Source organism: Blautia obeum ATCC 29174, assembly GCF_025147765.1.
In the GTDB taxonomy this organism is placed as follows: Bacteria; Bacillota; Clostridia; order Lachnospirales; family Lachnospiraceae; genus Blautia_A; species Blautia_A obeum.
The window spans coordinates 1,335,905-1,360,000 of the sequence record NZ_CP102265.1 but is presented as its reverse complement, the minus strand read 5'-3'; the positions used below and the strand labels follow the sequence as shown (position 1 = coordinate 1,360,000).

Below are 24,096 nucleotides of genomic sequence, written 5' to 3'. Positions count from 1 at the left end.
TCCATCACTCCTGATTTCATTCTCTCATAGTCCTGTTTTTCATTATCCTGGGACATAAAGCCAAGTTTCTTTGGCTCAATGATTGCCTGTGCTCCAACATTGGATGTCATAATGATTATCGTCTGTTTAAAATCAACTTTTCTTCCATGTGCATCTGTAATATGTCCATCATCTAAAACCTGAAGCAAAATATTAAACACATCCGGATGTGCTTTCTCAATCTCATCAAACAACAGTACACTATACGGATTTCTTCTTACTTTTTCGCTAAGCTGCCCGCCTTCATCATATCCAACATATCCCGGAGGTGAACCGATCATTTTGGAAACACTGTGTTTTTCCATGTATTCTGACATGTCAACACGGATCATTGCCTGCTCACTGCCAAACACAGCTTCCGCAAGTGCCTTTGAAAGTTCTGTTTTGCCTACACCGGTCGGTCCAAGAAAAAGGAATGAGCCAATCGGACGGTTTGGATCTTTCAGCCCTACTCTGCCTCTTTTAACAGCCTGCGCAACCGCTTTGACAGCTTCTTCCTGTCCGATCACTCTTTTATGAAGTTCTTTTTCCAGGGCCGCAAGACGCTTGGTTTCACCTTCCGTAAGTCTTTTTACTGGAATTTTAGTCCAGTCCGATACTATATCTGCTACAGAATTTTCATTTACCGTAAGATTTTTGCGTTTATTTCTACGCACTTCTTTTTTTCTATATTTTTCAATCTGTTCTTCCGCTTCATTCTGCTCCTGCTGAATTCTCTTTGCCATAGACAGATCTGCAAGTTTTATTGCTTCTTCTTTCTGATTCAGCAATTCTCTTATCTTTATTTCCAGTGCTTCTATCTCTGGTGCGGAACGATAGCTTCCAAGCTGTACTTTGGATGCAGCTTCATCAATAATATCGATTGCTTTATCCGGAAGAAATCGGTCATTAATATATCGAACTGACATTCTAACCGCAGCCTCCAGAGCCTCATCTTCAATTCTTACCCCATGATGTTTCTCATAATACGGACGAAGTCCTTTCAAAATCTCAAGGGCCTCCTGTTCTGTCGGCTCTTCTACGGTAACCGGCTGAAATCTTCGCTCCAGCGCAGCATCCTTTTCGATGTATTTACGATATTCCTCCAGTGTTGTTGCACCAATCAGCTGAATTTCTCCTCTTGAAAGAGAAGGCTTCAGAATATTGGACGCATCCAGAGCACCTTCTGCCCCTCCGGCGCCAATGATTGTGTGAAGTTCATCAATAAAAAGAAGAATTCCCTGGTTTACACGCACCTCATCAATTACCTTACGGATACGTTCCTCAAATTCTCCCCTATACTTACTTCCGGCAACCATTCCTGACATATCAAGAACAACAACTCTTTTATCACGCACAGAATCCGGAACAAGTCCTGAAACAATTCTCTGTGCCAGACCTTCAACAATCGCAGTCTTACCAACTCCCGGTTCTCCAACCAGACACGGATTATTCTTACTTCTTCTGCTCAGGATCTGAATCAGTCGTGTAATCTCTCTGTCACGTCCAACCACAGGATCCAATTTGCCTTCTGCTGCCATCACAGTCAGATCTCTGCTGTACTGGTCCAGCGTCGGCGTCGCTGCCCCACTCTTCTGTGTTTTTTGATTTCTGCCACCCTGTAGTTCTTCTGCTGTTGGATTCTCAATTCCCATCGCGGTCAGAACTGCCACATACAGTTTCTGGATATTGACTCCCATTGTATAAAGAAGCCTGGTCGCAACACAATCCGTCTCTTTAAGCATTGCCACAAGAAGATGTTCCGTTCCGGCCTGTGCTTCTTTCTGATTTTCTGCCTCCTGTACGGATCTTTCAAGCACTCTCAGCGCTCTTGGGCTGTATTCCGGTGCCTTTTCCGTAACCAGCACCTCTGACGGTGCGATCAGTTCTTCGATCAGCTGGCGCAACGCATCTTCTTCTACATTAAATTCTTCCAGAATCCTGCCCGCCGTACCCTCTTTTTCCTTTAGCAGACCTACCAGAATATGCTCTGTGCCAATATATGAATGATTACAGGACTGTGCGGTGGTTTTTGCCAGTTTTAACGCATTTGCAGCCTGTCTGGTAAATTTATCCTGCATAGTTTGTTCCTCCTAGTTGTCAATTTCGTATTCGTCATAGATCTCATCGATCAGATCATGCACTTCACTTCTGCTGACGTTTCTGCAGCAGCCCTTTGCCAATGCTACAAGAAGATTTTCTTTCATTTCTTCCAGTGCTTTGATCTTATCAACATCCACAGCGATAATTGCCCCACGTCTGCGGTCGATCGTAACAAAACCTTCCTGACGCAACAAAGAATATGCTTTGTTTACCGTATGCATATTAATTCCTACTGTATCCGCCAACTGTCGAACTGACGGAAGCGGATCTCCCTCTTGCAGTCTGGAAGTAGCAATTCCCATTATAATCTGATTCATAAGCTGTACATATATAGCTTCATCACTGTTAAAATCTATTTCAATGACCATTTCCGTCAGCCTCCCATTGTTTTTCAATGTTATACATATAGTAGCACATACAGCAGATTTTGCAAGTAAAAAATAAAAACAGGCAGCCTGTTCAGCCACCTGTCTTATTATCATTATGTCATTTTTATCAGCCAAGAATCTTCTTAAACTGTTCTTTATTAAGAATAAGATTAAATCCCATTGGATTAAATACCATTGCTTCCGCCTGATTGATCAGAATTTCCGGAAGTTTGTCAAATGGAATTTTTGCCAGGCGAAGTTTTTTACCTTTTGCAAATTTTTCAAATTCCATAACATCAGAAAATACCGGCTGTAAAATCTGGCCTTCTTTATTTTTCAGATACGGAATATTAATTTTTTTCGGATTTTCTTCGTCACGTTCCATTGCTACCAGGAAATGAGATTTTTTCAGATTTGCAATCAGTTCCTCTTCCAGTGCTCTTAAATTTTTGTGTTCTTCTTTTTCAACCGGACGTCGAAGTTCCTGCATAAAATAGATACCTGAAAGCTGTAATGTTGGATTGATCAGCGGACGTTTAGCCGGCTCCATCTGACTGAGATCTGGTTTTCTTACGATTTTTTCCAGATCAATCTCAATTTCATCTGCTCCGTTATTCCAGATTACAGAGTTTACGCCAATAGAAAACAGAAGTCCGTACATTCTCGGAAAATCTTTTTTCTCATAACGCATCCCCATAAGAAGGATTTTATCTTCCAGTTTCTTTTTGCCATATTCCTTCAAAGTTTCCTCTTCTGCAAAAAACCACACCTGATCATTATATGTTTCTTCTCCGCAAGTTACATAAGGCAGTTTTGTTGCCTGTGAATATGCCACAAACACTGTCTCCCTTGCCTGAAGTTCTTTGACTGCATCTTCTACACTAATACCCATTTTGTTTTCCTTTCATTTATCGCTTCCGCATGATATATCATAAATTATACCATATTTCACGAAAAATGGCACACTTTTTTGGTGATTTTTTTATATTATCATTCCGTTTATTACTTCAGGCCTCATCAATGGCTTTTCCAATATCATGACGCATATATTTATTCGCAAACTGAATCCACTCTGTTGCATCATAAGCATTTTTGCGTGCCTCTTTCAGAGTCTTTCCTTTTGCTGTAATTCCAAGTACACGGCCGCCATTTGTAACAATCTGTCCATCCTGGAATTTGGTTCCGGCATGGAAACAATAATATCCATCTTTACCTTTAAAGTTTTCAAATCCATACATTGGAATGCCCTTTTCGTATTTTACAGGATATCCTTCACTTGCAAGGACCACACATACAGCCGCATTATCCTCAAATTCCAGCTCTATCTTATCCAGTGTTCCATTCACGCAGGCTTCCATAACTTCTATAATATCTGTTTTCATTCTTGGAAGTACAACCTGTGCTTCCGGATCTCCAAATCGTGCATTATATTCCAGTACCTTCGGTCCTTCTGCTGTAAGCATCAGTCCAAAGAAAATAATCCCGACAAATGGACGACCTTCTGCTGCCATCGCATCTACTGTTGCCTGATAAACGTGCTGTTTGCAAAATTCGTCAACTTCTTTTGTATAAAATGGACTTGGTGAAAACGTTCCCATCCCACCTGTATTTAATCCTTTATCACCATCCATGGCACGTTTATGGTCCTGCGCAGATGTCATAGTACGGATAGTTTTACCATCTACAAAAGAAAGTACTGACACTTCTCGACCAGTCATAAATTCTTCAATGACCATAGTATTTCCGGCACTTCCGAATTTTTTGTCTTCCATAATTTCTTTAACGCCAGCTTCCGCTTCTTCCAGCGTATTACAGATCAAAACTCCCTTTCCAAGAGCAAGTCCGTCTGCCTTGAGAACGATTGGGAATTTTGCCTGCGTATGTAAATAATCAAGTGCTTTCTGTGGATCATCAAAGTTCTCATATGCCGCGGTTGGAATTCCGTATTTCTTCATCAGATCTTTTGAAAACGCCTTGGAGCCTTCAAGGATTGCTGCATTCTTACGAGGTCCGAATACCTTCAGTCCGCGGGCTTCAAATACATCCACCACGCCGCCCACCAACGGGTCATCCATACCAATGATTGTCAGATCCACTTTATTTTCTTCTGCAAAATCAGCAAGCTTCTCAAATTCCATGGCTCCGATCGCCACACATTCTGCATATTCTGAAATTCCTGCATTCCCAGGTGCACAGTAAATTTTGTCTACCTTGGGACTTTTTGCAACACTCCATGCGATTGCATGTTCTCTTCCGCCACTTCCAACAATCAGTACTTTCATGAGCTTTTATCTGCCTCCTACTATTAGACTTCTTCTATCAACAACAAATTTTTATTAATAAAGCATTCTTAATCAATAACAACTTTTCCATTCTGAACCGAAACTCTGTTATTCGCAATCAGATCAATTGCTTTCGGAAGGATTTTCCATTCTGCTTCCTCCATAACACGACGTTGAAGCACCTCCGGAGTGTCTCCCTGCTGTACTTCCACCGCTTTTTGAAGGATGATCGGTCCTGTATCTGTACCGGTATCCACAAAATGAACCGTTGCACCGCTAACCTTGACTCCGCGTGCAAGCACACCCTCATGGACATGAAGACCATAAAATCCTACGCCACAAAAAGACGGAATGAGGGATGGATGAATATTGATGATTCTGTTCGGATATGCTTCCACGATCATAGGTGGAATTGCCACCAGAAAGCCTGCCAGTACAACCAGTTCCACCTTATTTTCCTGTAATTCCTGCAGAAGCGCTTTATGAAATTCTTCTCGATTTTCAAATTTCTTCGGAGAAATGCACTTAGCCGGGATTCCCCGGCTCTCTGCGCGTTTCAGTGCATATGCGCCTGGATTATTACTGATCACCAGACCGACTTCCGCATTTGTGATCACACCGCTGTCAATCGCATCCATGATCGCCTGCAGATTTGTACCGCCTCCTGATACTAGAACACCAAGCTTTAACATAAAGTCACTCCCTTTTCTCCGGCCTCAATACGGCCAACTACATATGGAGTGTCTCCTGCCTGACGAATAGCCTCCATTGTCTTATCTACATCTGAAGGATCTACTGCCAGAACCATACCAAGTCCCATATTAAAAGTATTGTACATCATCTTTTCTTCGATATCTCCGGTCTTTGCAAGAAGGTCAAAAATCGGAAGAACCGGATAGCTGTTCTTCTCAATGACAGCTCTTGTGCCATCTTTCAGCATACGAGGAACATTTTCATAAAAGCCACCACCGGTAATATGGCTGCATGCATGAATACGAACTCCGGCTTCTTTAACACTTTTCAGTGCTTTTACATAAATTCTTGTCGGAGCAAGCAGTGCCTCACCAAGAGTTGTTCCAAGTTCATCATAATATGTATCCAGAGATTCTTTTGTCATTTCAAACACTTTGCGGACAAGTGAAAATCCATTGCTGTGAACGCCTGTAGAAGCCATACCGATCAGAACGTCTCCTGGTTTCAGTTCTTCGCCAGTAAGAAGATCTTTCTTATCGATCACACCAACTGCAAACCCAGCAAGATCATATTCATCTTCCGGCATAAGTCCCGGATGTTCTGCAGTTTCACCACCGATCAATGCTGCACCTGACTGTACACAGCCCTCTGCAACGCCACTTACGATCTCTGCGATCTTTTCCGGATAATTTTTTCCACATGCAATGTAATCCAGGAAGAACAGTGGTTCTGCACCTGCACATGCAATATCATTTACACACATGGCTACAGCATCGATTCCGATCGTATCGTGTTTATCCATGATCATAGCAAGCTTAACTTTGGTTCCGCAGCCATCTGTACCGGATACGAGTGTTGGTTCTTCCATATTTTTGAATGCATTCATGGAAAATGCTCCCGAAAATCCACCGATTCCGCCTAAAACTTCCGGTCTCATGGTCTTTGCAATATGTTTCTTCATTAACTCAACTGACTTGTAACCAGCTTCTATATCCACACCTGCTTTTTTGTAATCCATAATCTTCTGATCTCCTCCACCTGTTTTTAATAAGCTTTGTATCCAACTTTCTGAAGTCTGGCATCCTTTGCCTCAACCTGCTCTTTCAGTTCCTGACTGTATGCTTTCAATCTGTCCAGAAGTTCCGGATCAGATGTTGCCAGAATCTTTGCGGCAAGAAGTCCTGCATTTGCGCCTCCATTGATTGCTACTGTTGCTACCGGAATTCCGGACGGCATCTGTACGATTGAATACAGTGAATCTCTTCCTCCAAGAGATGTTGTATGCATTGGAATGCCGATAACCGGCATCGGAAAGATTGCTGCACACATTCCCGGAAGATGTGCTGCCATTCCTGCTCCTGCAATAATTACTTTGAATCCTTTTTCTTCTGCCGTCTTTGCATACTCAAAGAACACATCCGGTTCTCTGTGTGCAGAAATAATCTTCATCTCATATTCAACGCCCAGCTTGTCAAGAATTGCTGCCGCCTTACTCATAACCGGCATATCTGAGTCGCTTCCCATTACAATCCCAACTTTTTTCATTGGTGGCCTCCTCGTATAATTTCTTACATCTTCAGGTTGATTCTACTAAGATTCTAAAATTGTGTCAATAAAATTACGGAAAAGAAATATTTTGGCGGGCAAACTCTTTTTGTACAAAAAAAGTTTGCCCACCTCATAAAATAAATAAGCTATCGTTATTTTTCAAAAGGACGATTCAGTTCTTCCGTTCCCGGAAGCACAAAACGCCCATTCTCAATAATAGAAGTTCCTTCTCCATCTTCGTCAATTACACGGATACTTCCCAGTTCTTCATATGGAATTGTAATATCTGTATGACATCCATAATAAGCCATGCTGATATCCTCTTTACGAAGAATCGAAATCTCATTATCTCTGGCAATGATTTCTCTTCCGTCCGGGTTAAATACCGGAGTATCTTCTGACCAGCTGTAACAGGTATCTCCCACAGCGAAATGTGGTCCCATTTTCTCAGCGATCAGAATTGGAAGTTTATCTGCAATACCATATTTTTCAGCTGCCACATACGCGGTTGTATTGGTCCCGATTGCAAACTCACCCATTGGGATCTTCGGATGATGGTGCAGAATATTATCCTCAATATATGCACGATTCTCCTCTTCTGTCTCAAAGTTTGCACACGAATAATCAATCACCTGTCCACAGTCAAATACCAGCTTCAGATCCTTAAACTGTAATCCGTTCAAATAAACCTTCTTTACATGAAGAATCCCACCAGTTCCGGCAAGCACCGGAGAAGTAAACACTTCTCCCACTGGAATATTTACATCTGCCACACAGTTTTCAAAATTTGTCTGTTTCCGGACATCTTCCAGTTCATGCAGATGAATGATCAAATCTGTCTCGTTGTCCTCTTTTCCTTTTATTTCTACCCACTGACAGGTATCCAGAGTCTCAATGATCGTCTGCTGTATCCGTTCATACTGTTTATAATCCAGTGTATTGATCTTCACAATCTCTGCAAAAATCTTCGGAAAATCATTTCCGATTTCCGGCACCGGATAGGCAATGATCGTAAAGCTTCTCTCATCACCCCTGATGTAACGATTTACGATCTGACCGGATTCGTTATCCAGCTCTACCTGCATTTTCTGCTGTGCCTCGTTTAAAGCCCACGCACCTTCTGTAGAAACAGGAGCAAATGGTTCTTCTCCAAAAGTCTCAATACATGCCGGTCCGCCATGAACTGCAGCCAGGTCTTTATATTTCTCATATGCATTCTGCATAGAACGAAGTTTGCGCTGTACATAATCACTGTCCATAAAGAGTGCCTGATCCTGCCTGTGATCATACTCATACTGCGGATTTGCATTTCCACCAACAAAGCCGATCCATGCATTGCCTCTTTTATTCACTGCATGTGTGGCATGGCGATAGATCACCGGTTCAAGCCCCATCTCACGGAACTGCAGGATTGCAGCACGTACCATTCGCTCAAATCCAAGATTATAACGAATGTTTACCGTCTTTTTCTTGGTAATGTCTTTTCTTCCATTAATAAAACCAATTCTGTATCCTTCCGTATATGTGCGTGCCATACTGTCAATCTCATCCTGACTGAGACTGTTCATAAATTCTGCAACTCCTATTTCATTTGCAGAAACATATTCTCCATATCTGTACAGATAACGCAGATCTGACAGATCAGAATCCATTACGATTCTTACAGCAAAATCCAGCTGCGGATCAACCGCTTCCGCAATCCTCTGTTCCATCATATCCTGACAATAGTCATTCACATAAGAACGCAGCATGTCTTCCACATTTTTTACAGATGGCAGTTCACCATTTTCAAAAGCAGCATATACTTCAAGAAAAAGTTCTGCTGTCACTGTATAATCCCAGATTTTTTTTTCATATGCATAGGCAATTGCTCCACGAAGTTCTGCGTAAAGAAATGTAAATGCCCTTCCATATTCACCGAGTTTTTCTTCTGCGTATGCAGGATTCCCGTAACAGTGTGTATAATTCTGAGGAAACAGTTCTTTATAAAGTTCTGTATTTTCTTTCTGCAATTCTTCTATGGAAAGCTTTTCTTCATCTCTTTCCAGTATGGCTGCTGTTTTCTCCAAAAAAGCCGCCATATTCTGAAAGAAATCCAGAAAATCCGGCTTTACAGTTGTTTCAGTACAGATTTCGACAATTCGATCTTTTGCCAGATCATAGCGTTCTTTCAGCAATTCATCCACTTTATCATCTCCTCCGTTTGAATTTAATTTAGTCATCGATCACATGCCCCAGCTGAATATGTTTGTCTATCAGCTGCTGCATATATTCCCATATTTCCCTGGAACCTTCTGCAGTATGCTCATTTCTTTTGTATATCTGACTCTTATGTACAGTATGTTCCTTCCAGCTTTTTCCTCCGGAAGCATCATTCAGAAGCAGTGGCTGACAATTGTCCAGCACATGTGCAAATTTCGCCTCTGCTGTCTCATATGCTTCAAATTCTTCCCATAAATTTCTGAACTTTGTACCCTGATCTTCCGGAAGCATACCAAAAATACGGTCTGCAGCCTTTGTCTCACGCGCTCTCTGCGTTGCCAGTCCTGCCTGATCATATGCATATGTATCTCCAGCATCAATCTCCACAAGATCATGGAGCAAAACCATAGGGATCACTTTTGCCAGGTCAACTTCTTCATTGGCATATTCTTTCAACAACACAGCCATAAGAGCCAGATGCCAGGAATGTTCCGCATCATTTTCCTTACGGCTCCCGTCTGCCAGATATGTCTGACGTATAATCTGTTTTACTTTATCCACTTCCAAAATAAATTTCATCTGCTGTTGTAAGCGTTCCATTTTTCACACTCCCATCAAAAAAAAGGCCAACCAGCCTACCATAAAGATTCCATTAAGGATTGAGCCGATAATACTGGTCCTGTGTGTACATTTTTCTTCTGAAAAGCTACTGATTCCCATCAGAAATCCATATACGGAAAGCAACGCTGCAAACAGGCAGATGCCTCCCACAATAAATCCATAGGATCCTTCAAGTACATAAGCTATCCCAACAGCCCCTCCAAACAGAAGCAGGGAAGCAATTGCCAGCCCCACTGACAGCTTCCCTTTTGCAGCCTCTTTCTTTTTTATGATCGCGTATCTATATCTTCTCGCCATATCGTTTTCTCCTCAGATAATTACAGACAGCAAAAAGCATATATCCGATTGCTGCCCCAAGTGTATTCAAAATCAGATCGTCCACATCAAAACATCCCACTTTTGCAATTAACTGCACTGTTTCCACCAAAAGGCTGAGTGAAAAACCGGATGCAACAATGAACAAACCGTTACGGCATTTATGCGCAATGACCGGAAGGATAAAACCATATGGAATAAAGCCTATCACATTTCCAAAAAGATTGGTGATCAAGGCAAACATCCCAAGCTGTTTTCTGTATATCCAGAATCTTCTGATTTCTACAAACGGAACCAGATTATACCGATACACCCGTTCTTCCGCTGTAACGCGCCCATATTCTTCTGAAAAGAAAAGAAAATAAACAAGAAGCAGTACATAAAGTATAAACAAAAGCACACTCAGAAACCTGATTTTACGTTTTGTACTGTCTTTCAATTTTTACCCCTATCCAGCTTCAGATCAGAATATCAGACTTTCTTTTCAGCAGTCTGCTTCCACTGACGATCATCAGCACTCCTGCAGCAACACCTGTTACAAGGGTTATAATCCCAACTGCAATACTGCATGCGCCCGTACGACTCATTGTTTTATATATTTTTTCATTCATGGCAATTCCTCCTTATGCAGATACCGTTCATCCTACTGATCAGCCAGAAACTATTTTGCACCATACTGGCTGTAATATGCATCAATTGCCTTCTTCAGTTCATCATCAATGATAACCTGGCCTTTGTATTCTTTATTGTAAAGATGCTCAATAACTTCAGCCATGGTAACGATTGCATTTGTTTCAAAGCCATACAGGTCATGTACTTCGTCAAGCGCGCACTTCACACCGCCTTTTCCAACCTCCATACGGTCAAGTGAAACCATCAGTCCAACAATTTCTACATTGGCTGCACCTCTTACCTTCGGCACTGTCTCTTCCATAGATTTTCCGGAAGTAGTAACGTCTTCGATCATAACTACCCGATCTCCGTCCTTCAGTTTGCTTCCAAGAAAACTTCCTTTATCTGCACCATGATCTTTTTCCTCTTTACGGTCAGAGCAGTAACGAATTTCTTTGCCATACAGTTCGCTGAATGCGATCGCTGTAACAACACTGAGTGGAATTCCCTTGTATGCCGGTCCAAACAGCACATCAAAATCATCACCATATTTATCATGAATTGCTTTTGCATAGTATTCCCCAAGTTTTTTTAACTGAGAACCGGTTACATATCCACCCGCATTCATAAAAAACGGAGATTTTCTTCCGCTCTTCAATGTAAATTCGCCAAATTTCAGCACCTGACTGTCTACCATAAATTCAATAAATTCCTGTTTATACTGTTCCATTTTATTCTGGACCTCCTGTCTACACGGCTTTTTGCCTGTCTTCTGTCTGAATCTGTTCAGATCATTCTCTGAATATCTTCTTTATAGTAACATAAAAAAGCCAACTATTCAATCCTGTTAACTTTCCCGTTTCGGATTGAAGTTGGCTTTTATTACTCCTATTGTCTCATTGCTTTCATATGTTTTCCCATTACATAATAGTAATATGGAATCAGTGGAATCAGTGCTGCGATCCAGGCCATTGGATCCGCCAAACAAACGCCTGCAAACGTCGTTCTTCCCGCAACCAAAACTACGATCAGTGTTCTGGCAACCAGTTCAAAAACGCCTCCCAGCATTGGTACCATTCCGTATCCCATCCCCTGCAGGGCATTTCGAAATACAAAAATTGTACACAAAAACGGATATGCCCAGAATACTGTACGGAAATATATCACAGACACCTGCACAACATCTGTCTGTGACGGGCTGATAAACAGATATGTAAAATATTTTCCACCGAAATAAACCAGAGCCATCTCAACCACACTCCATACCAGAAGCATGATCCAGGAATATTTTACTCCCTGTTTTACCCGGTCCATACGTCCTGCTCCACGATTCTGTCCGACATATGTCGCGATCGTTGCCCCCATAGAAACAGCCACCATACCAATTACATTCTGGATCTTTCCTGCAGCGGAAAATCCAGCCATATAGGTAGCGCCATAAATATTTACCGCACTCTGTACGATGATCGTTCCTATTGCCGTGATGGAAAACTGAAGTCCCATGGGAATTCCAAGAATCATCAGTTTACTCATACTGCCTTTTCGAAGTTCAAAGTTTTTCTTTTCAAGATGAAGAATCGGATATTTCTTTTTTATATAAACCAGGCAGCAGATTGCTGAAACGCCCTGTGCGATAACAGTTGCATATGCACAGCCTTCTACTCCCATTCCTGCAAAACGAATCAGTACAATATCCAGCACAACATTGATGCCCGCTGAAATGATCAGAAAATACAACGGGGATTTCGAATCTCCCAGTGCACGCAGAAACGCAGCCAACGTATTATACGCTGCAGTAACAAGAAGACCTGCATAAATAATTCCCATATATCCGGCCACATCTCCCATCAGATCTGCCGGAGAATTCATAAGTCGCAGAATCGGCACATTAAATACCAAAAATCCTATGGTCATAGCAGCAGCAAAACCAAACATAAGATAAATGGACATTGCCACAAAATGCCTCATATCGTCATACTTCTTCGCTCCAAACATCTGTGCCACAATAATTGCGAATCCACTACTCAGTCCGTTCAGCCAACCGGTCACAAAAAACATCAGTGATCCGGTACTTCCAATTGCAGCAAGTGCATCTACTCCAATAAACTGTCCTGCCACAATAGAATCTACAATATTATAAAACTGTTGGAATATGTTTCCAAGAAACATCGGTATCATAAACTGAATGATCAGTCTGACCGGATTTCCCACAGTCATGTCATTTGTTTTCTGTTTGTTCAAAATATTTCCTTTCCCGATACAAGACAGCAGAAAAAGTTTTTCAACCTTCGCTGCTGTCTCTTATGTATTTCTATTCTGTTTTCTGTAACTACTATTTTACAATACCAATCAGCTGATTGATATCCTCAACTTTCTGCTGTTCCATAAATTTCGCCAGCCCATCCACAATTTCTGTTGTTGCATATGGATTAAAGAAATTAGCGGTTCCAACTGACACTGCTGTTGCACCTGCCATGATAAATTCAAGTGCATCTTCTGCTGTTGCAATTCCACCCATGCCGATAATCGGGAGTTTTACAGCCTGTGCAACCTGATAAACCATACGCACTGCAACCGGTTTCACTGCCGGGCCGGACATCCCGCCCGTCTTGTTTGCCAGAGCAAATGTTTTTCTGTAAATATCAATTTTCATTCCGGTAAGTGTATTGATCAAAGAAAGAATATCTGCACCACCAGCCTCAGCCGCTCTGGCCATCTCTGTGATATCAGTCACATTCGGACTGAGTTTCATGATGATCGGCTGTTTTGCATATTTCTTTACTTCTTTTGTGATTGCTTCCAGTGCATGAGGATTCTGTCCAAATGCAATACCACCCTCTTTCACATTTGGGCAGGATACATTGATTTCCAGTAAGTCGACCGGCTCATCCGCCAGTTTTTCCACCACTTCACAATAATCTTCTGTACTCTTTCCACAAACATTTACAATAATTTTTGTGTCATACTGTTTCAGAAATGGAATGTCTCTTCTGCAAAAAAGATCAATTCCCGGATTCTGAAGTCCGATTGCATTCAGCATTCCGCTTGCAGTCTCTGTCACTCTCGGAGTCGGGTTTCCTGGCCATGGTACGTTTGCAACACCCTTAGTCACAACACCACCAAGTTTATTAAGATCTACAAATTCACTATATTCTGCACCAGAACCAAACGTACCGGAAGCAGTCATGACAGGATTTTTTAATTCAACTCCAGCAAGAGTTACTTTTGTATTGATCATAACTCCACCTCCGTGCTCAAGAATACCGGTCCATCTTTACAAACACGTTTGTTATGCACCAGAGAATGCGCATCAATCTCTTTTGATTTGCAGACACATCCAAGACATGCTCCGATTCCACACGCCATTCTTTCCTCCATGGAAATCCAGCATGTGATATTCTTCTCTGCTGCATACTCTTTCAGTGCACGAAGCATCGGCGTTGGACCACAGGCAAAAATAACCTCTGCCTCAAGTCCCCTTTCACAAATCGCATTTAATACATTGCCTTTTGTCCCTGCGCTTCCATCTTCTGTAGCAACATAAACATCTGCATATCTTGTAAATTCATCATTCAGGAACAATTCATCCCTATATCCAAGAACTGCTGTTTTTTCAGCTTTTAGCTGTTTTGCAGTCTCAAGCATCGGTGGAATTCCGATACCGCCACCAATCAGAAATACTTTTTTCCCTTCTGCTTCTTCCAATGGAAAGCCATTTCCAAGAGGTCCCAGTGCCTCAATCTTTTCTCCTGGTTTCAGTCTGGAAAATCCTTCTGTTCCGGTATTTTTCCCAGTCACGCGATACACCAGTCTGATTTTGCTGTCTTCTTTATCAATCTCACAGATGCTGATCGGTCTCGGAAGAAGTTTACTTCCATCTCCTGTGTATAAAGAAAGGAACTGCCCCGGACGCGCATTCTGTGCCATCTGATCAGTCTGAAGCCAGAGACTGTAAATATCTCTGCCGATTTCTTCCTGACTGATAACAGTCAAAGTCTCTTTTGTTTTTGTACTCATCTGTCTCCTCCTGCCCTCATTAGCGATTCTTAAGGGCTCCACTGATATCTTTGATCATCACTTCCACTGCCTTACGAGAAGCATCTGCATAATTCAGTTCTCCAAATTCCGCATATGCTTCCTGTTTGTATGCTGCAATGATTCCTCTGGATGAGTTTACAATTGCACCAAGACCATCTTCATTGAAGAAATGCACCAGATCAGAGCCTTTTCCACCCTGTGCGCCGTATCCAGGTACCAGGATAAATGTTTTTGGCATAAGCTTGCGAAGTACTTTTCCCATTTCCGGATAAGTTGCGCCAACTACAGCTCCGATATAGCTATATTCTTTACCCATATGATCTGCGCCCCACTCGGCAACTTTCTCTCCTACCCATTCATACAGTGGGCGTCCGTCCATGATACGATCCTGGAATTCGCCGCTGGAAGGATTGGATGTCTTTACAAGAATAAACAGACCTTTATTTTCTTCTTTGCAGACTTCGATAAATGGCTTCACTCCATCCGAACCCAGATATGGATTAACTGTTGCAAAATCCTCATCAAATCCTGCATATTTCTTGGATCCTACCTGAACATGTCCCAGATGTCCAACTGCATACGCTGCCGATGTGGATCCGATGTCTCCACGCTTGATATCACCAATGACTACAAGATCTTTTGATTTACAGTAATCAACGGTCTTTTTGTATGCCTGCAGTCCCGGAATGCCAAACTGCTCATACATTGCAATCTGTGGTTTTACTGCAGGAATCAGGTCATATGTTGCATCTACGATTCCTTTATTGAACTGCCAGATTGCTTCTGCTGCACCTTCCAGAGTCTCTCCAAATTCTGCAAAGGCATTTTCCTGGATATGTTTCGGTATGTAATTCAGCATCGGATCCAGACCTACAACGATCGGTGCATTAGTTTTGCGGATTTTTTCAATAAGCTTATTGATCATAACTGCTTCCTCCTGGAATTTATATTCTTCATATTTTTTCTATACATTATCACTAATATCATACACGAAACAAACGATTTAATAAAGTGTTTTTTACATATTCACCTTGACATTTTTAGAAGCGGGAGATATAATTCTACTCATAGACGAAGAGAACCTTAATATAAAATCACTAGTTTTTAGAGATTATATATTACCAACGATATAGTCTCTAAAATCTGGTGATTTTTTCGTCAGATGGACATTTAACTTTTTATTTTTATGGAGGTAACATCATGAACAAGGGAACTGTAAAATGGTTCAACGCAGAAAAAGGCTATGGCTTTATCACAGGAGAGGACGGCGCTGACGTATTCGTTCATTTTTCTGCAATCAATGGTGAAGGATTCAAATCACTGGATGAAGGACAGGCTGTAACTTATGATTTAACAGAAGGCGCTCGCGGAATGCAGGCTGCTAACGTTACAAAATTATAATTCTGATACTTCAAGGTTGTAATAACCTTTCAAACCATTCAATAAAAAACCCCGGTGAAAACCGGGGTTTTTTATTATCTCATTTTCATTTTTACTGTACATCAGACGAAAGATCCGAAACATAATTATCAATTGCAGAAGTATCCATTACTGTCTCTGTAACAACAGACTCCTGTTTTGTCTCGATCTTTGCATACGCGGAAAATCCAATCCATCCAACCATTGCCACACAGATTGCAATCCATGCAAGAATTTCCAGTTTGTCAATCATTTTTTCTTTTCTGGATGCTTTTGAGCGGCCTGCTTTGCCTGCCTTATAGCTGTCTACTTTTTTCTGACTCATTCCAAGAATCTCCTTTATTGTATAAGCTTAAACTTTTGTTATTATATCACACTCTCACACAAAAGGGAAGGGCTTATACAGCTACAATCACACCGCCATCATTAGCGTACATACTGCTTACTCCCGCAGTATCCAAAATAACGATATGTTTTACAGGCATTCTCTCTTCCAGTGCATTCTTCAGAAGCACTGCTCTCTCCCTGCAGTTGCAGTGAGAAATTGCAAGGATTTTATTTTCACTGTCTTTTGTTTTGTCTACAATGTTCTGAGCCATTTTTACAAGAGCTTTGTTCATGCCTCTTGCCTGATCCAGCTGACAGATTGCTCCTTCATCTGTAGAGCCCATGACAGGTTTGATTTTTAATGCGCTTGCCACAAGAGCTTTTACCTTACTGAGTCTTCCATTTTTGCGAAGCGTTTCCAGATTATCCAGAACAAAAAACGTGTGCTGGTCAGCAATATATGCTTCTACTGTCTCAATTACTTTCTCAAATGAATACCCAGCTTCTTCACATTCCTGTATTTTCATCGCAATCAGGGACTGTCCGACAGATGCCGATTTCGAATTAAACACATAAATCTGCTTACCAGGATTTTCTTCCTGCAAAAGACTTTTTCCCAGAACAGCACTGTTATACGAGCCACTAAGTTCTGCTGAAAGCGTAACTGCATATACGTGATCCGCATCACAGTCAAACGCCCTCATATAGCGTTCCGGTGACGGGCATGCCGATTTTGGGCATTCCGGGCAGTCAGCTACTTTTTTTAAAAAAGAAGCCTGGTCAAAATTTTCATCATCTATAATATTTTCACCACCAACGCTCAAAGTCAGTGCTACCGACTCAAAGCGAGGATCTTTTTTCCACTCATCCAATAATTCCCCACAACTATCTATGACAATTTTATAGCTCAATTATATCGTCCTCTTTTCCATAATATGTAGTATCGAATACCACATCTATATTACCATATAGCTACATATTTGAAAAGACTTTTTCGAAAAACTCTATTCTTTTTTTTGATTCTGTTTTATAATAGAAGCTACACTAAATTATGGGAGTTCAAAATGCTTGCACTTAAAATCAACGATGTCAAAAGCTTCATGAATCAGTTACTGATCGGAGATACCTTCGATTCTTTTTCTCTGGTAGAAGCATCCATTACTACTTTCAGCAACTTCACAATTGACGGAAAAATCCACAAAGATTTTTTTGACACGGATACCGTGCAAAATATGAATTTTAATGATTCAGATTACTGTCCCTGGAAAGAGCTGAAATCTTACTGTTTTTCAATCATACGCGGCAAATTACTGCCAATACAGTTTCGAATCGTTTTTCAGCTGTCTCCGGCTCAGTATTCACTATTATTTGCAGATTCTTCTTTCCAGATTTCTACTGATCAGATTCGCGGATTAAATTTAAACCTTCAATATAAAAACAACGAATTATTCTGTACGACCGGAATTTCTTCCGATACATTTCTTCTGGACAGACACCCTGAAATCACATGGGATTCTGCAGTTCCGAAATTTTTTCAAAAACATCGATTGGATTTTGACAGGCTGTAAGATTCTTTTTGGCTTCCTCAATTGCATTTTCTGCATCCAGTTCTGTCTGGATGAGATAATATGCCAGCATATCTACAAACTCACTGTTTGTAGGTCTGTAGCGAAGAGGATAACCTGCGATTCGATCCATCGTTTCTTTATTAGCTGTCCAACATACATTAATGACCGTCCGAATATCATGTTCAATATTAACTGGTGTTGATTTGAATTTTTTTGCCAGATATGGATAGATGTCCTTCGTGATCTTAATTGGATAATCCTGAAGTTCCATCGACATCATTACTGCTTCGGCAACATAATAATATCCTTTATATTTTGAGGTCATTCCCAGCTGTCGGATTAATCGATATACTTTTCTCATGTGCTCTCCCTCCGCCTTTTCCTGTTTTGTCATTATTATACGACAATTTTTTCTTATTTTTCTTTTACATACCAAACTCGTGGTTCTTCGAAAAAAAACGACATTTTAAGAGTCACACTATTCATGTTATAACTACAAAATCATAGGTTCGCCATACAATTTCAGCATATAGAATTTATTGTTTTTTGTCAACAAAATATAAAAAAATCCCGATTTTTTTCCACATAAAAGAAAATATTCGGGATTCTTTTTATATTGTCTTTAAATTTTTGCTTTTATTTTGTAAGAAGCATCAGAATTTCATTGCTTCTCTGTACAAATTTGGTCATTTCATCTGGCGATAACTGTTTATGACTCAACATTGCAAGATCATATAACTGCTGGCAGATTACTGCTGCATGTTCAGACTCCTGATTTTCCGCAAGGTATTTTACCAGCGGATGACTCACATTCAGCACCAAAGTTTCCTGACCGCCAAACATTCCAGGATCCATTCCGTACATATTGTACATCTTCATCATATCCTGCATACGACGACTTTCCTCCGAAAGTGTCATCATTGCTGCAACAGATTCATTCTTCAGATTCTCTGCCTTAACTTCCAGTTTCTCCATATTCAGATTCTTACGGAATAATTCTGTCAGAGTTTTTGCAGTATTTTCATCTGCTGCACCTTCACCCTTCAGTTCTTCTGTCACATCTGCATCAATTCTCTTGAACTGAATTGTCTGATCTTTCTGTTCCAGGTGAGAGATAAAAGTTGTATCAATATTGTGAGAAAGAATAACTGCATTTTTTCCTGCTTCTCTGAACATATTGATGTACTGGCTCTGCTGTACCGGATCTGTCACATAGAAGATCGTTGTCTTTTCAGGCTCTTTCTTTTCTGCATTCTCCTTATTCTCAGCATCTTCTTTCTTTGTATCGTCAGACTCAGCTGTATCTTCTTTCTTATTCTGCTCGATACAGTCTTTCAATGTCAGATATTTATTGTCAACATCTTTAAACAGAATGTAGTCATGCAGTTTTTCAGAGAACTTGCTGTCTTTAATGCATCCAAATTTAATGAATGGACTGATATCATCCCAGTATTTCTCATAAGACTCACGATCTGTCTTACACATTCCTGTCAGTTTATCTGCTACTTTCTTGGAAATATATTCAGAAATTTTCTGAACAAATCCATCATTCTGCAGCGCACTTCTGGATACATTCAATGGCAGATCCGGACAATCGATCACACCTTTAAGAAGAAGCAGGAATTCTGGGATTACCTCTTTAATATTATCTGCGATAAATACCTGGTTATTGTATAATTTAATTGTTCCCTCAATAGAATCATATTCTGTATTGATCTTCGGGAAATATAAAATACCTTTCAGGTTAAACGGATAATCCATGTTCAGGTGGATCCAGAACAATGGCTCTTTGTAATCCATAAATACCTTACGGTAGAATTCTTTATAATCCTCATCAGAGCACTCATTCGGATGTTTCATCCACAACGGATTCGGATCACTTAAAGATACCGGACGTTTGTTGATCTTTACACGCTCACGTGCAGGAGAAACCTCTACAACTTCTTTTTCGCCCTTATCATTTTCTTTTTCTTCTGTCTTTGCATCTTCATGAATATGTTCAACGACAACATCGTCGTCTCTCAGATCAGCTTCGTCGATTGTCTCATACTCCTGCTCTGCATTTGCATTAGACAGATAAATATTTACCGGCATGAAAGAACAGTATTTCTCAATAACTTCACGCATACGATATTCATTACAGAACTCCAGGCTTTCATCATTCAGAAACAGCGTAATCTCTGTACCAACTGTTGTTCTGTCCCCATCCTGCATATCATATTCTGTACCACCATCGCATGTCCAGTGTACTGCTGTTGCACCTTCTTTAAAAGAAAGAGTATCAATATGCACTTCATCTGCTACCATAAATGCAGAATAGAATCCCAGACCGAAATGACCAATCATCTGGTCATCCGTTGTTTTATCTTTATACTTCTCCAGAAATTCTGTTGCACCGGAAAATGCGATCTGTGTAATATATTCCTCTACTTCATCAGCAGTCATACCAATACCATTATCGATAAATTTCAAAGTCTTTGCTTCAGAATCTACAACGACCTGCACTGCCGGTTTATAATCATCCGGGAAAGCATATTCTCCCATCACTTCAAGTTTCTTTAATTTTGTAATGGCATCGCAACCATTGGATACCAGTTCTCGAACAAAAATATCATGGTCAGAATACAGCCATTTCTTTATGATAGGAAAAATGTTTTCACTGTTAATTGATAAATTTCCGTGCTTTTCAGCCATATTATCCACACTCCTTAGATTCTTTTTTTTTCGTTTTTCTATATACTAATCCCCTTTTTTCCAAAAGTCAAGAAAAAATTAGCACTCATTTTAAATGAGTGCTAACAAAACTTTTATCGTTTTTCATTTCTTTTTTATTTTTTGTTTTTCTTTTTGTAAAATACCACTCCGCCAATCGCACCTGCCGCAATGATCAGGATACATACAAATGGAAGGATTGGTGTATTATCACCTGTTTTTACGGAACTCTTTCTGTTCGCTGCAGGTGTAAGATTTGTTCCAGGAGCAGTCACTTTGGCTTTTGCGATGCTGAAAGATACCTGTCTGGTATCCGTTGTTCCTGTTGCTTTCCAGCTGCTTCCATCATACTGCTGCTGTGCAAAAGCAACTTTCAGCGTATAATCCCCACTCTGTGCCAGTCCAAAAGACGCAGTATATGGTGCGGCGTTCCAGACATTTGTATTAATGACTGTCCAGCTCTGCGGAACATAACGGGTGTCTCCTTTTTTCGGAGAATTATTATCCATTCCCGCACCAACTGCTGTAAAGGAAATCTTTGTCTGTGTAGTATAAACTCCATTTACATCAATGCCTGTAATCTTATTATTCTCTGCAGATGCAACTTTTGCACTGTATGCATTTACGCTGACTTCCACAGAAGTAGCAAGACTGATCTTATTATCATTATCCACTCCGGAAGGCAACGTCACGGTACCGGATACAGTAAATTTCTGAGCATCTGTACTGGACTGCTTATAAGAAGTTTCTTTCACATTCCATGAAACTGCTGCTTTCATACTTCCTTCTGTTGTTTCAACCACTACAGTAGATGGAAGTTTCAGAGAGGCTGCATCCTTCTTCGTCCCATTTGCAAGTCCGGTAACTGCTGCCGGCTGCTGAATCTTCGTAAGAACTGCATTTCCCTTCACAACCTGTAAATTCACTGTAATAGATTTATTTAAAGATGAAGAAATCTTAAGGTCCTCTGAATAAGCACCCACATCCAGTCCTGTCTTAGGCTGCACTGTATAAACAGCAGTTGCTCCCGGTGCCAGTGTAAGCTGTGCAGGATCAACAGAAACTGTAAAATTTGTCAGTGCCGGCTGTTCCAGTGTTACTGTCACATTTCCATTGTTCGTGACCGTGAACTGCTGTGGAGCAATCTCACTATAGCCCTTCTTTGCGGCTGCAAAATCAATCAACTGTCCTGAAACATCCAGAGAAGGATCTGGAGAATTTACTGTAACTGTCGCAGTGATCGGAATGCTCTTTCCATTTGTAGTATCTGTAATCGTAAATGTTTCTGTATAAGGAGTCGCATTCGCTGTAAGATTGATCTTTGGCTGAATTGTAAATGTAGCCTTAGCTCCGCTCTTAACAGTCTGTGCCTGCCAGGTAATATCAAAATACTGTCCCTGGGCTGCGCCTGTACTGCTGACTGCATCAGACAGAACAGCATCTGCATTTCCTTCATTTGTCAGTGTGATCGTCTGAGGCGCCGGAAGTTCTGTATATCCATCTACCAATGTTCCAAAGTCAGGACCATCTTTAGGATCGCGTGTAACATTGCTCACTGCCGGAGCAGGTATCGTAACATTCACAGGAACTATGATCTTATTATCGCTGTTATTTTTATCTGCAAACAGAATATTATCCGGATAAGGCGTATCTGTTGCCAGATTTTCTGCCGGTGTAACTGTAAATGTCGCACTTTCACCAGACGGAATCACCTGTTCGGAAGGATCTATTGTCACTGCAGGCGCCGCACCTGTTGAAGAAGCAGCTACTGTCACTGCCTGTGCGGAATTATTTTTTACAGTGATCTGCTGGCTTTCTGTAGATTTAAATGTCAACCCGGACTCTGCAACAGTATCATCTACTGCCAGTGTAACTTCTGTTGTGGTACTTCCATTATTTCCGCCATCTGAAGTGTTCGCATCATTCGAAGGATCTGTTGTACTGTCCGCCGGAGTTTCATCACCTTTATTCTGATCATCTGCTGTCGGATCTGATGTATTTCCTGTATCTGTTTTCTGATCATCCTGTCCGTTGCCGTTCTGTGCATCATCCTTTGCTGCCTCAACTGTCATCTTTGCTTCAAACGAAACTTCTACACCTTCTTCACTGGTATATGTGATCGTATCATCATACTCTCCTGCTGCTATCCCGGCACGCGGTACGATCCACAGCTGCTGACTGCTATTCTGTTCCATTGGATCTGAAATATCCTGAACCATAAAATGTTCCGGACTGATATCTGTAAAATTCAACGTAGTATTGCCGGTATTCGTTACCGTTACATACTGTGCCTGTATACTGTCTTCCTGACCGGAAATCACAGTTCCAAAATCTACAACTTCAGAATTTCCGTCTCCAATGACGATACTTGCATCTGCTGTTGGAGTTTCCGTTTTTCCCGTATCGTTGTTTTTCTGAGAGTCCGCAGTATCTGCTGCATCATTTGTCTGTCCATATGTGCCATCTTCTGTTGCTTCCGGAATACCATCCACAGATTCAGAACCTGCACTTTCACTCTGCTGCTTCTCTTCATCTGTTGTAGCAGCGGGAATGCCTTCTATATTCTCAGTTCCTGCCTGTGTAGAATCCTCCTGATAGGTTGTGTCTGTATCCTCGGACACACCAGTCTGTGTTGTTTCTTCTGTATCAGCAGAAGCATCTGTATTCTGAGACTGTTCATTTTCTGTTTCTTGTGCAGCCTGCTGTTCAGCAGTATCTGCAGCGGCAGCCTTTTCTTCTGCTGCTTTTACCTCCTGGCCAGCAGCAGTCTGCGCATCTATTACTGTATCTGATACAACTTTCAGACTTCCGGTATAACCATTTTCTTCTTTGCCGGTGACCGTCAGGACAATTTTGGAACCAATATCATCCTGTGTTACTGTATAAGTCTTGTCTTTTCCGAGTTCTTTCAGTTCAGGCTTCTCCCCTGCTTTCTCTGTTTCCTCATCCTCAACTGTTTTTCTCTCCCAGAGATAGGCAACATCATCCTCCGTCACTCCCTCTGGCTTTACTTCTTTAAATTCTGCACTCAATGTTCTGCCTTCTGCTGCAGTTCCCTGAATCTTCAATTTACCATCCAGTGCTGGAATTTCTGCTGCAAACACTGTTGCAGAAATCATCGACAATGCCAGAAGCACCGACATAATGACTGCAAGAATTCTCTCTTTCCGCATGATTCATCCTCCTTTTAGATTTGTTCTGTCCTGATTTATTTCTTATAGAATTCGACTTTAACTTTTCTTTAATTCTTTGTCGGTATCTATACCCCGT

The 24,096-nt window shown here is 41.1% G+C and carries 24 protein-coding genes (1 of these 24 running past the window's edge); 2 read left to right on the top strand and 22 right to left on the bottom strand.

Annotation, left to right across the window (positions count from 1 at the left end):
• From NQ503_RS06490 to pyrF, 17 genes are all read right to left on the bottom strand, one after another.
• Positions 1-2,099, bottom strand: the 5' portion of a protein-coding gene (locus NQ503_RS06490) for an ATP-dependent Clp protease ATP-binding subunit (RefSeq protein WP_022388084.1). It extends 364 nt beyond the left edge of the window; 2,099 of the gene's 2,463 nt are visible here — the first part of the coding sequence; it begins with the start codon at positions 2,097-2,099; its stop codon lies beyond the left edge, outside the window.
• 12 nt (positions 2,100-2,111) lie between these two features.
• Positions 2,112-2,489 (bottom strand): GntR family transcriptional regulator, encoded by a 378-nt coding sequence (locus tag NQ503_RS06485; RefSeq protein WP_022388085.1) that lies wholly within the window; start codon positions 2,487-2,489, stop codon positions 2,112-2,114.
• A 127-nt stretch (positions 2,490-2,616) separates the two neighbouring features.
• Positions 2,617-3,381: an SseB family protein gene (locus NQ503_RS06480; protein ID WP_005425220.1), complete on the bottom strand. Its 765-nt coding sequence runs from the start codon at positions 3,379-3,381 to the stop codon at positions 2,617-2,619.
• A gap of 115 nt (positions 3,382-3,496) precedes the next feature.
• On the bottom strand, positions 3,497-4,771 hold the full coding sequence (purD, locus tag NQ503_RS06475) for a phosphoribosylamine--glycine ligase (protein WP_005425219.1): 1,275 nt from the start codon (positions 4,769-4,771) through the stop codon (positions 3,497-3,499).
• Positions 4,772-4,839: 68 nt separating this feature from the next.
• Entirely contained in the window at positions 4,840-5,463 is a 624-nt protein-coding gene (gene purN / locus NQ503_RS06470; protein WP_005425218.1) for a phosphoribosylglycinamide formyltransferase, read from the bottom strand.
• The gene (purM, locus tag NQ503_RS06465) at positions 5,457-6,482 is read right to left on the bottom strand and encodes a phosphoribosylformylglycinamidine cyclo-ligase (RefSeq protein ID WP_005425217.1); all 1,026 of its coding nucleotides are present in this window, start codon (positions 6,480-6,482) and stop codon (positions 5,457-5,459) included. The genes purN and purM overlap by 7 nt, the downstream gene beginning before the upstream one ends.
• A 26-nt stretch (positions 6,483-6,508) precedes the next feature.
• Positions 6,509-7,009: a 5-(carboxyamino)imidazole ribonucleotide mutase gene (gene purE / locus NQ503_RS06460; RefSeq protein WP_005425216.1), complete on the bottom strand. Its 501-nt coding sequence runs from the start codon at positions 7,007-7,009 to the stop codon at positions 6,509-6,511.
• A gap of 155 nt (positions 7,010-7,164) precedes the next feature.
• On the bottom strand, positions 7,165-9,234 hold the full coding sequence (locus NQ503_RS06455; RefSeq protein ID WP_118393296.1) for an aminopeptidase: 2,070 nt from the start codon (positions 9,232-9,234) through the stop codon (positions 7,165-7,167).
• A complete protein-coding gene (locus tag NQ503_RS06450) occupies positions 9,227-9,814 on the bottom strand; it encodes an HD domain-containing protein (protein ID WP_022388087.1) in 588 nt (195 codons plus the stop codon). Before NQ503_RS06450 ends, NQ503_RS06455 begins: the two co-directional genes overlap by 8 nt.
• A gap of 3 nt (positions 9,815-9,817) precedes the next feature.
• On the bottom strand, positions 9,818-10,132 hold the full coding sequence (locus NQ503_RS06445) for a hypothetical protein (RefSeq protein ID WP_022388088.1): 315 nt from the start codon (positions 10,130-10,132) through the stop codon (positions 9,818-9,820).
• The gene (locus NQ503_RS06440) at positions 10,116-10,589 is read right to left on the bottom strand and encodes a VanZ family protein (RefSeq protein WP_022388089.1); all 474 of its coding nucleotides are present in this window, start codon (positions 10,587-10,589) and stop codon (positions 10,116-10,118) included. Before NQ503_RS06440 ends, NQ503_RS06445 begins: the two co-directional genes overlap by 17 nt.
• 19 nt (positions 10,590-10,608) lie before the next feature.
• Positions 10,609-10,761: a hypothetical protein gene (locus NQ503_RS06435; protein WP_005425210.1), complete on the bottom strand. Its 153-nt coding sequence runs from the start codon at positions 10,759-10,761 to the stop codon at positions 10,609-10,611.
• Between the two features lie 50 nt (positions 10,762-10,811).
• The gene (gene pyrE / locus NQ503_RS06430; protein WP_005425209.1) at positions 10,812-11,492 is read right to left on the bottom strand and encodes an orotate phosphoribosyltransferase; all 681 of its coding nucleotides are present in this window, start codon (positions 11,490-11,492) and stop codon (positions 10,812-10,814) included.
• Between the two features lie 158 nt (positions 11,493-11,650).
• A complete protein-coding gene (locus NQ503_RS06425; protein WP_005425208.1) occupies positions 11,651-12,979 on the bottom strand; it encodes an MATE family efflux transporter in 1,329 nt (442 codons plus the stop codon).
• Between the two features lie 115 nt (positions 12,980-13,094).
• Positions 13,095-14,000 (bottom strand): dihydroorotate dehydrogenase, encoded by a 906-nt coding sequence (locus NQ503_RS06420; RefSeq protein WP_005425206.1) that lies wholly within the window; start codon positions 13,998-14,000, stop codon positions 13,095-13,097.
• The gene (locus tag NQ503_RS06415; protein WP_022388091.1) at positions 13,997-14,779 is read right to left on the bottom strand and encodes a dihydroorotate dehydrogenase electron transfer subunit; all 783 of its coding nucleotides are present in this window, start codon (positions 14,777-14,779) and stop codon (positions 13,997-13,999) included. The genes NQ503_RS06420 and NQ503_RS06415 overlap by 4 nt, the downstream gene beginning before the upstream one ends.
• Positions 14,780-14,798: 19 nt before the next feature.
• Positions 14,799-15,725, bottom strand: coding sequence for an orotidine-5'-phosphate decarboxylase (gene pyrF / locus NQ503_RS06410; protein WP_005425203.1), 927 nt, complete (start codon positions 15,723-15,725; stop codon positions 14,799-14,801).
• Between the two features lie 275 nt (positions 15,726-16,000).
• Here pyrF and NQ503_RS06405 point away from each other — a divergent pair, with 275 nt between their 5' ends.
• Positions 16,001-16,201 carry a cold-shock protein gene (locus NQ503_RS06405; protein WP_005425201.1) on the top strand — a complete coding sequence of 67 codons (201 nt, stop codon included), beginning with the start codon at positions 16,001-16,003 and terminating at the stop codon, positions 16,199-16,201.
• 91 nt (positions 16,202-16,292) lie between these two features.
• On the opposite strand, the gene NQ503_RS06400 is transcribed toward NQ503_RS06405, so the two are convergent.
• Positions 16,293-16,544 (bottom strand): hypothetical protein, encoded by a 252-nt coding sequence (locus tag NQ503_RS06400; protein ID WP_005425198.1) that lies wholly within the window; start codon positions 16,542-16,544, stop codon positions 16,293-16,295.
• A gap of 73 nt (positions 16,545-16,617) precedes the next feature.
• A complete protein-coding gene (locus NQ503_RS06395; protein WP_022388094.1) occupies positions 16,618-17,457 on the bottom strand; it encodes a DegV family protein in 840 nt (279 codons plus the stop codon).
• A 153-nt stretch (positions 17,458-17,610) separates the two neighbouring features.
• Between NQ503_RS06395 and NQ503_RS06390 the strand changes: the two genes are divergently transcribed.
• A complete protein-coding gene (locus NQ503_RS06390; protein WP_022388095.1) occupies positions 17,611-18,114 on the top strand; it encodes a DUF5721 family protein in 504 nt (167 codons plus the stop codon).
• Here NQ503_RS06390 and NQ503_RS06385 read toward each other — a convergent pair.
• The 3 genes from NQ503_RS06385 to NQ503_RS06375 form a co-directional block, all read right to left on the bottom strand.
• Positions 18,050-18,475, bottom strand: coding sequence for a sporulation initiation factor Spo0A C-terminal domain-containing protein (locus NQ503_RS06385; RefSeq protein ID WP_022388096.1), 426 nt, complete (start codon positions 18,473-18,475; stop codon positions 18,050-18,052). The genes NQ503_RS06390 and NQ503_RS06385 overlap by 65 nt on opposite strands.
• A gap of 275 nt (positions 18,476-18,750) precedes the next feature.
• The gene (htpG, locus tag NQ503_RS06380; protein WP_005425193.1) at positions 18,751-20,808 is read right to left on the bottom strand and encodes a molecular chaperone HtpG; all 2,058 of its coding nucleotides are present in this window, start codon (positions 20,806-20,808) and stop codon (positions 18,751-18,753) included.
• Between the two features lie 134 nt (positions 20,809-20,942).
• A complete protein-coding gene (locus NQ503_RS06375; protein WP_259893465.1) occupies positions 20,943-23,999 on the bottom strand; it encodes a hypothetical protein in 3,057 nt (1,018 codons plus the stop codon).
• Positions 24,000-24,096 lie beyond the last annotated feature (97 nt).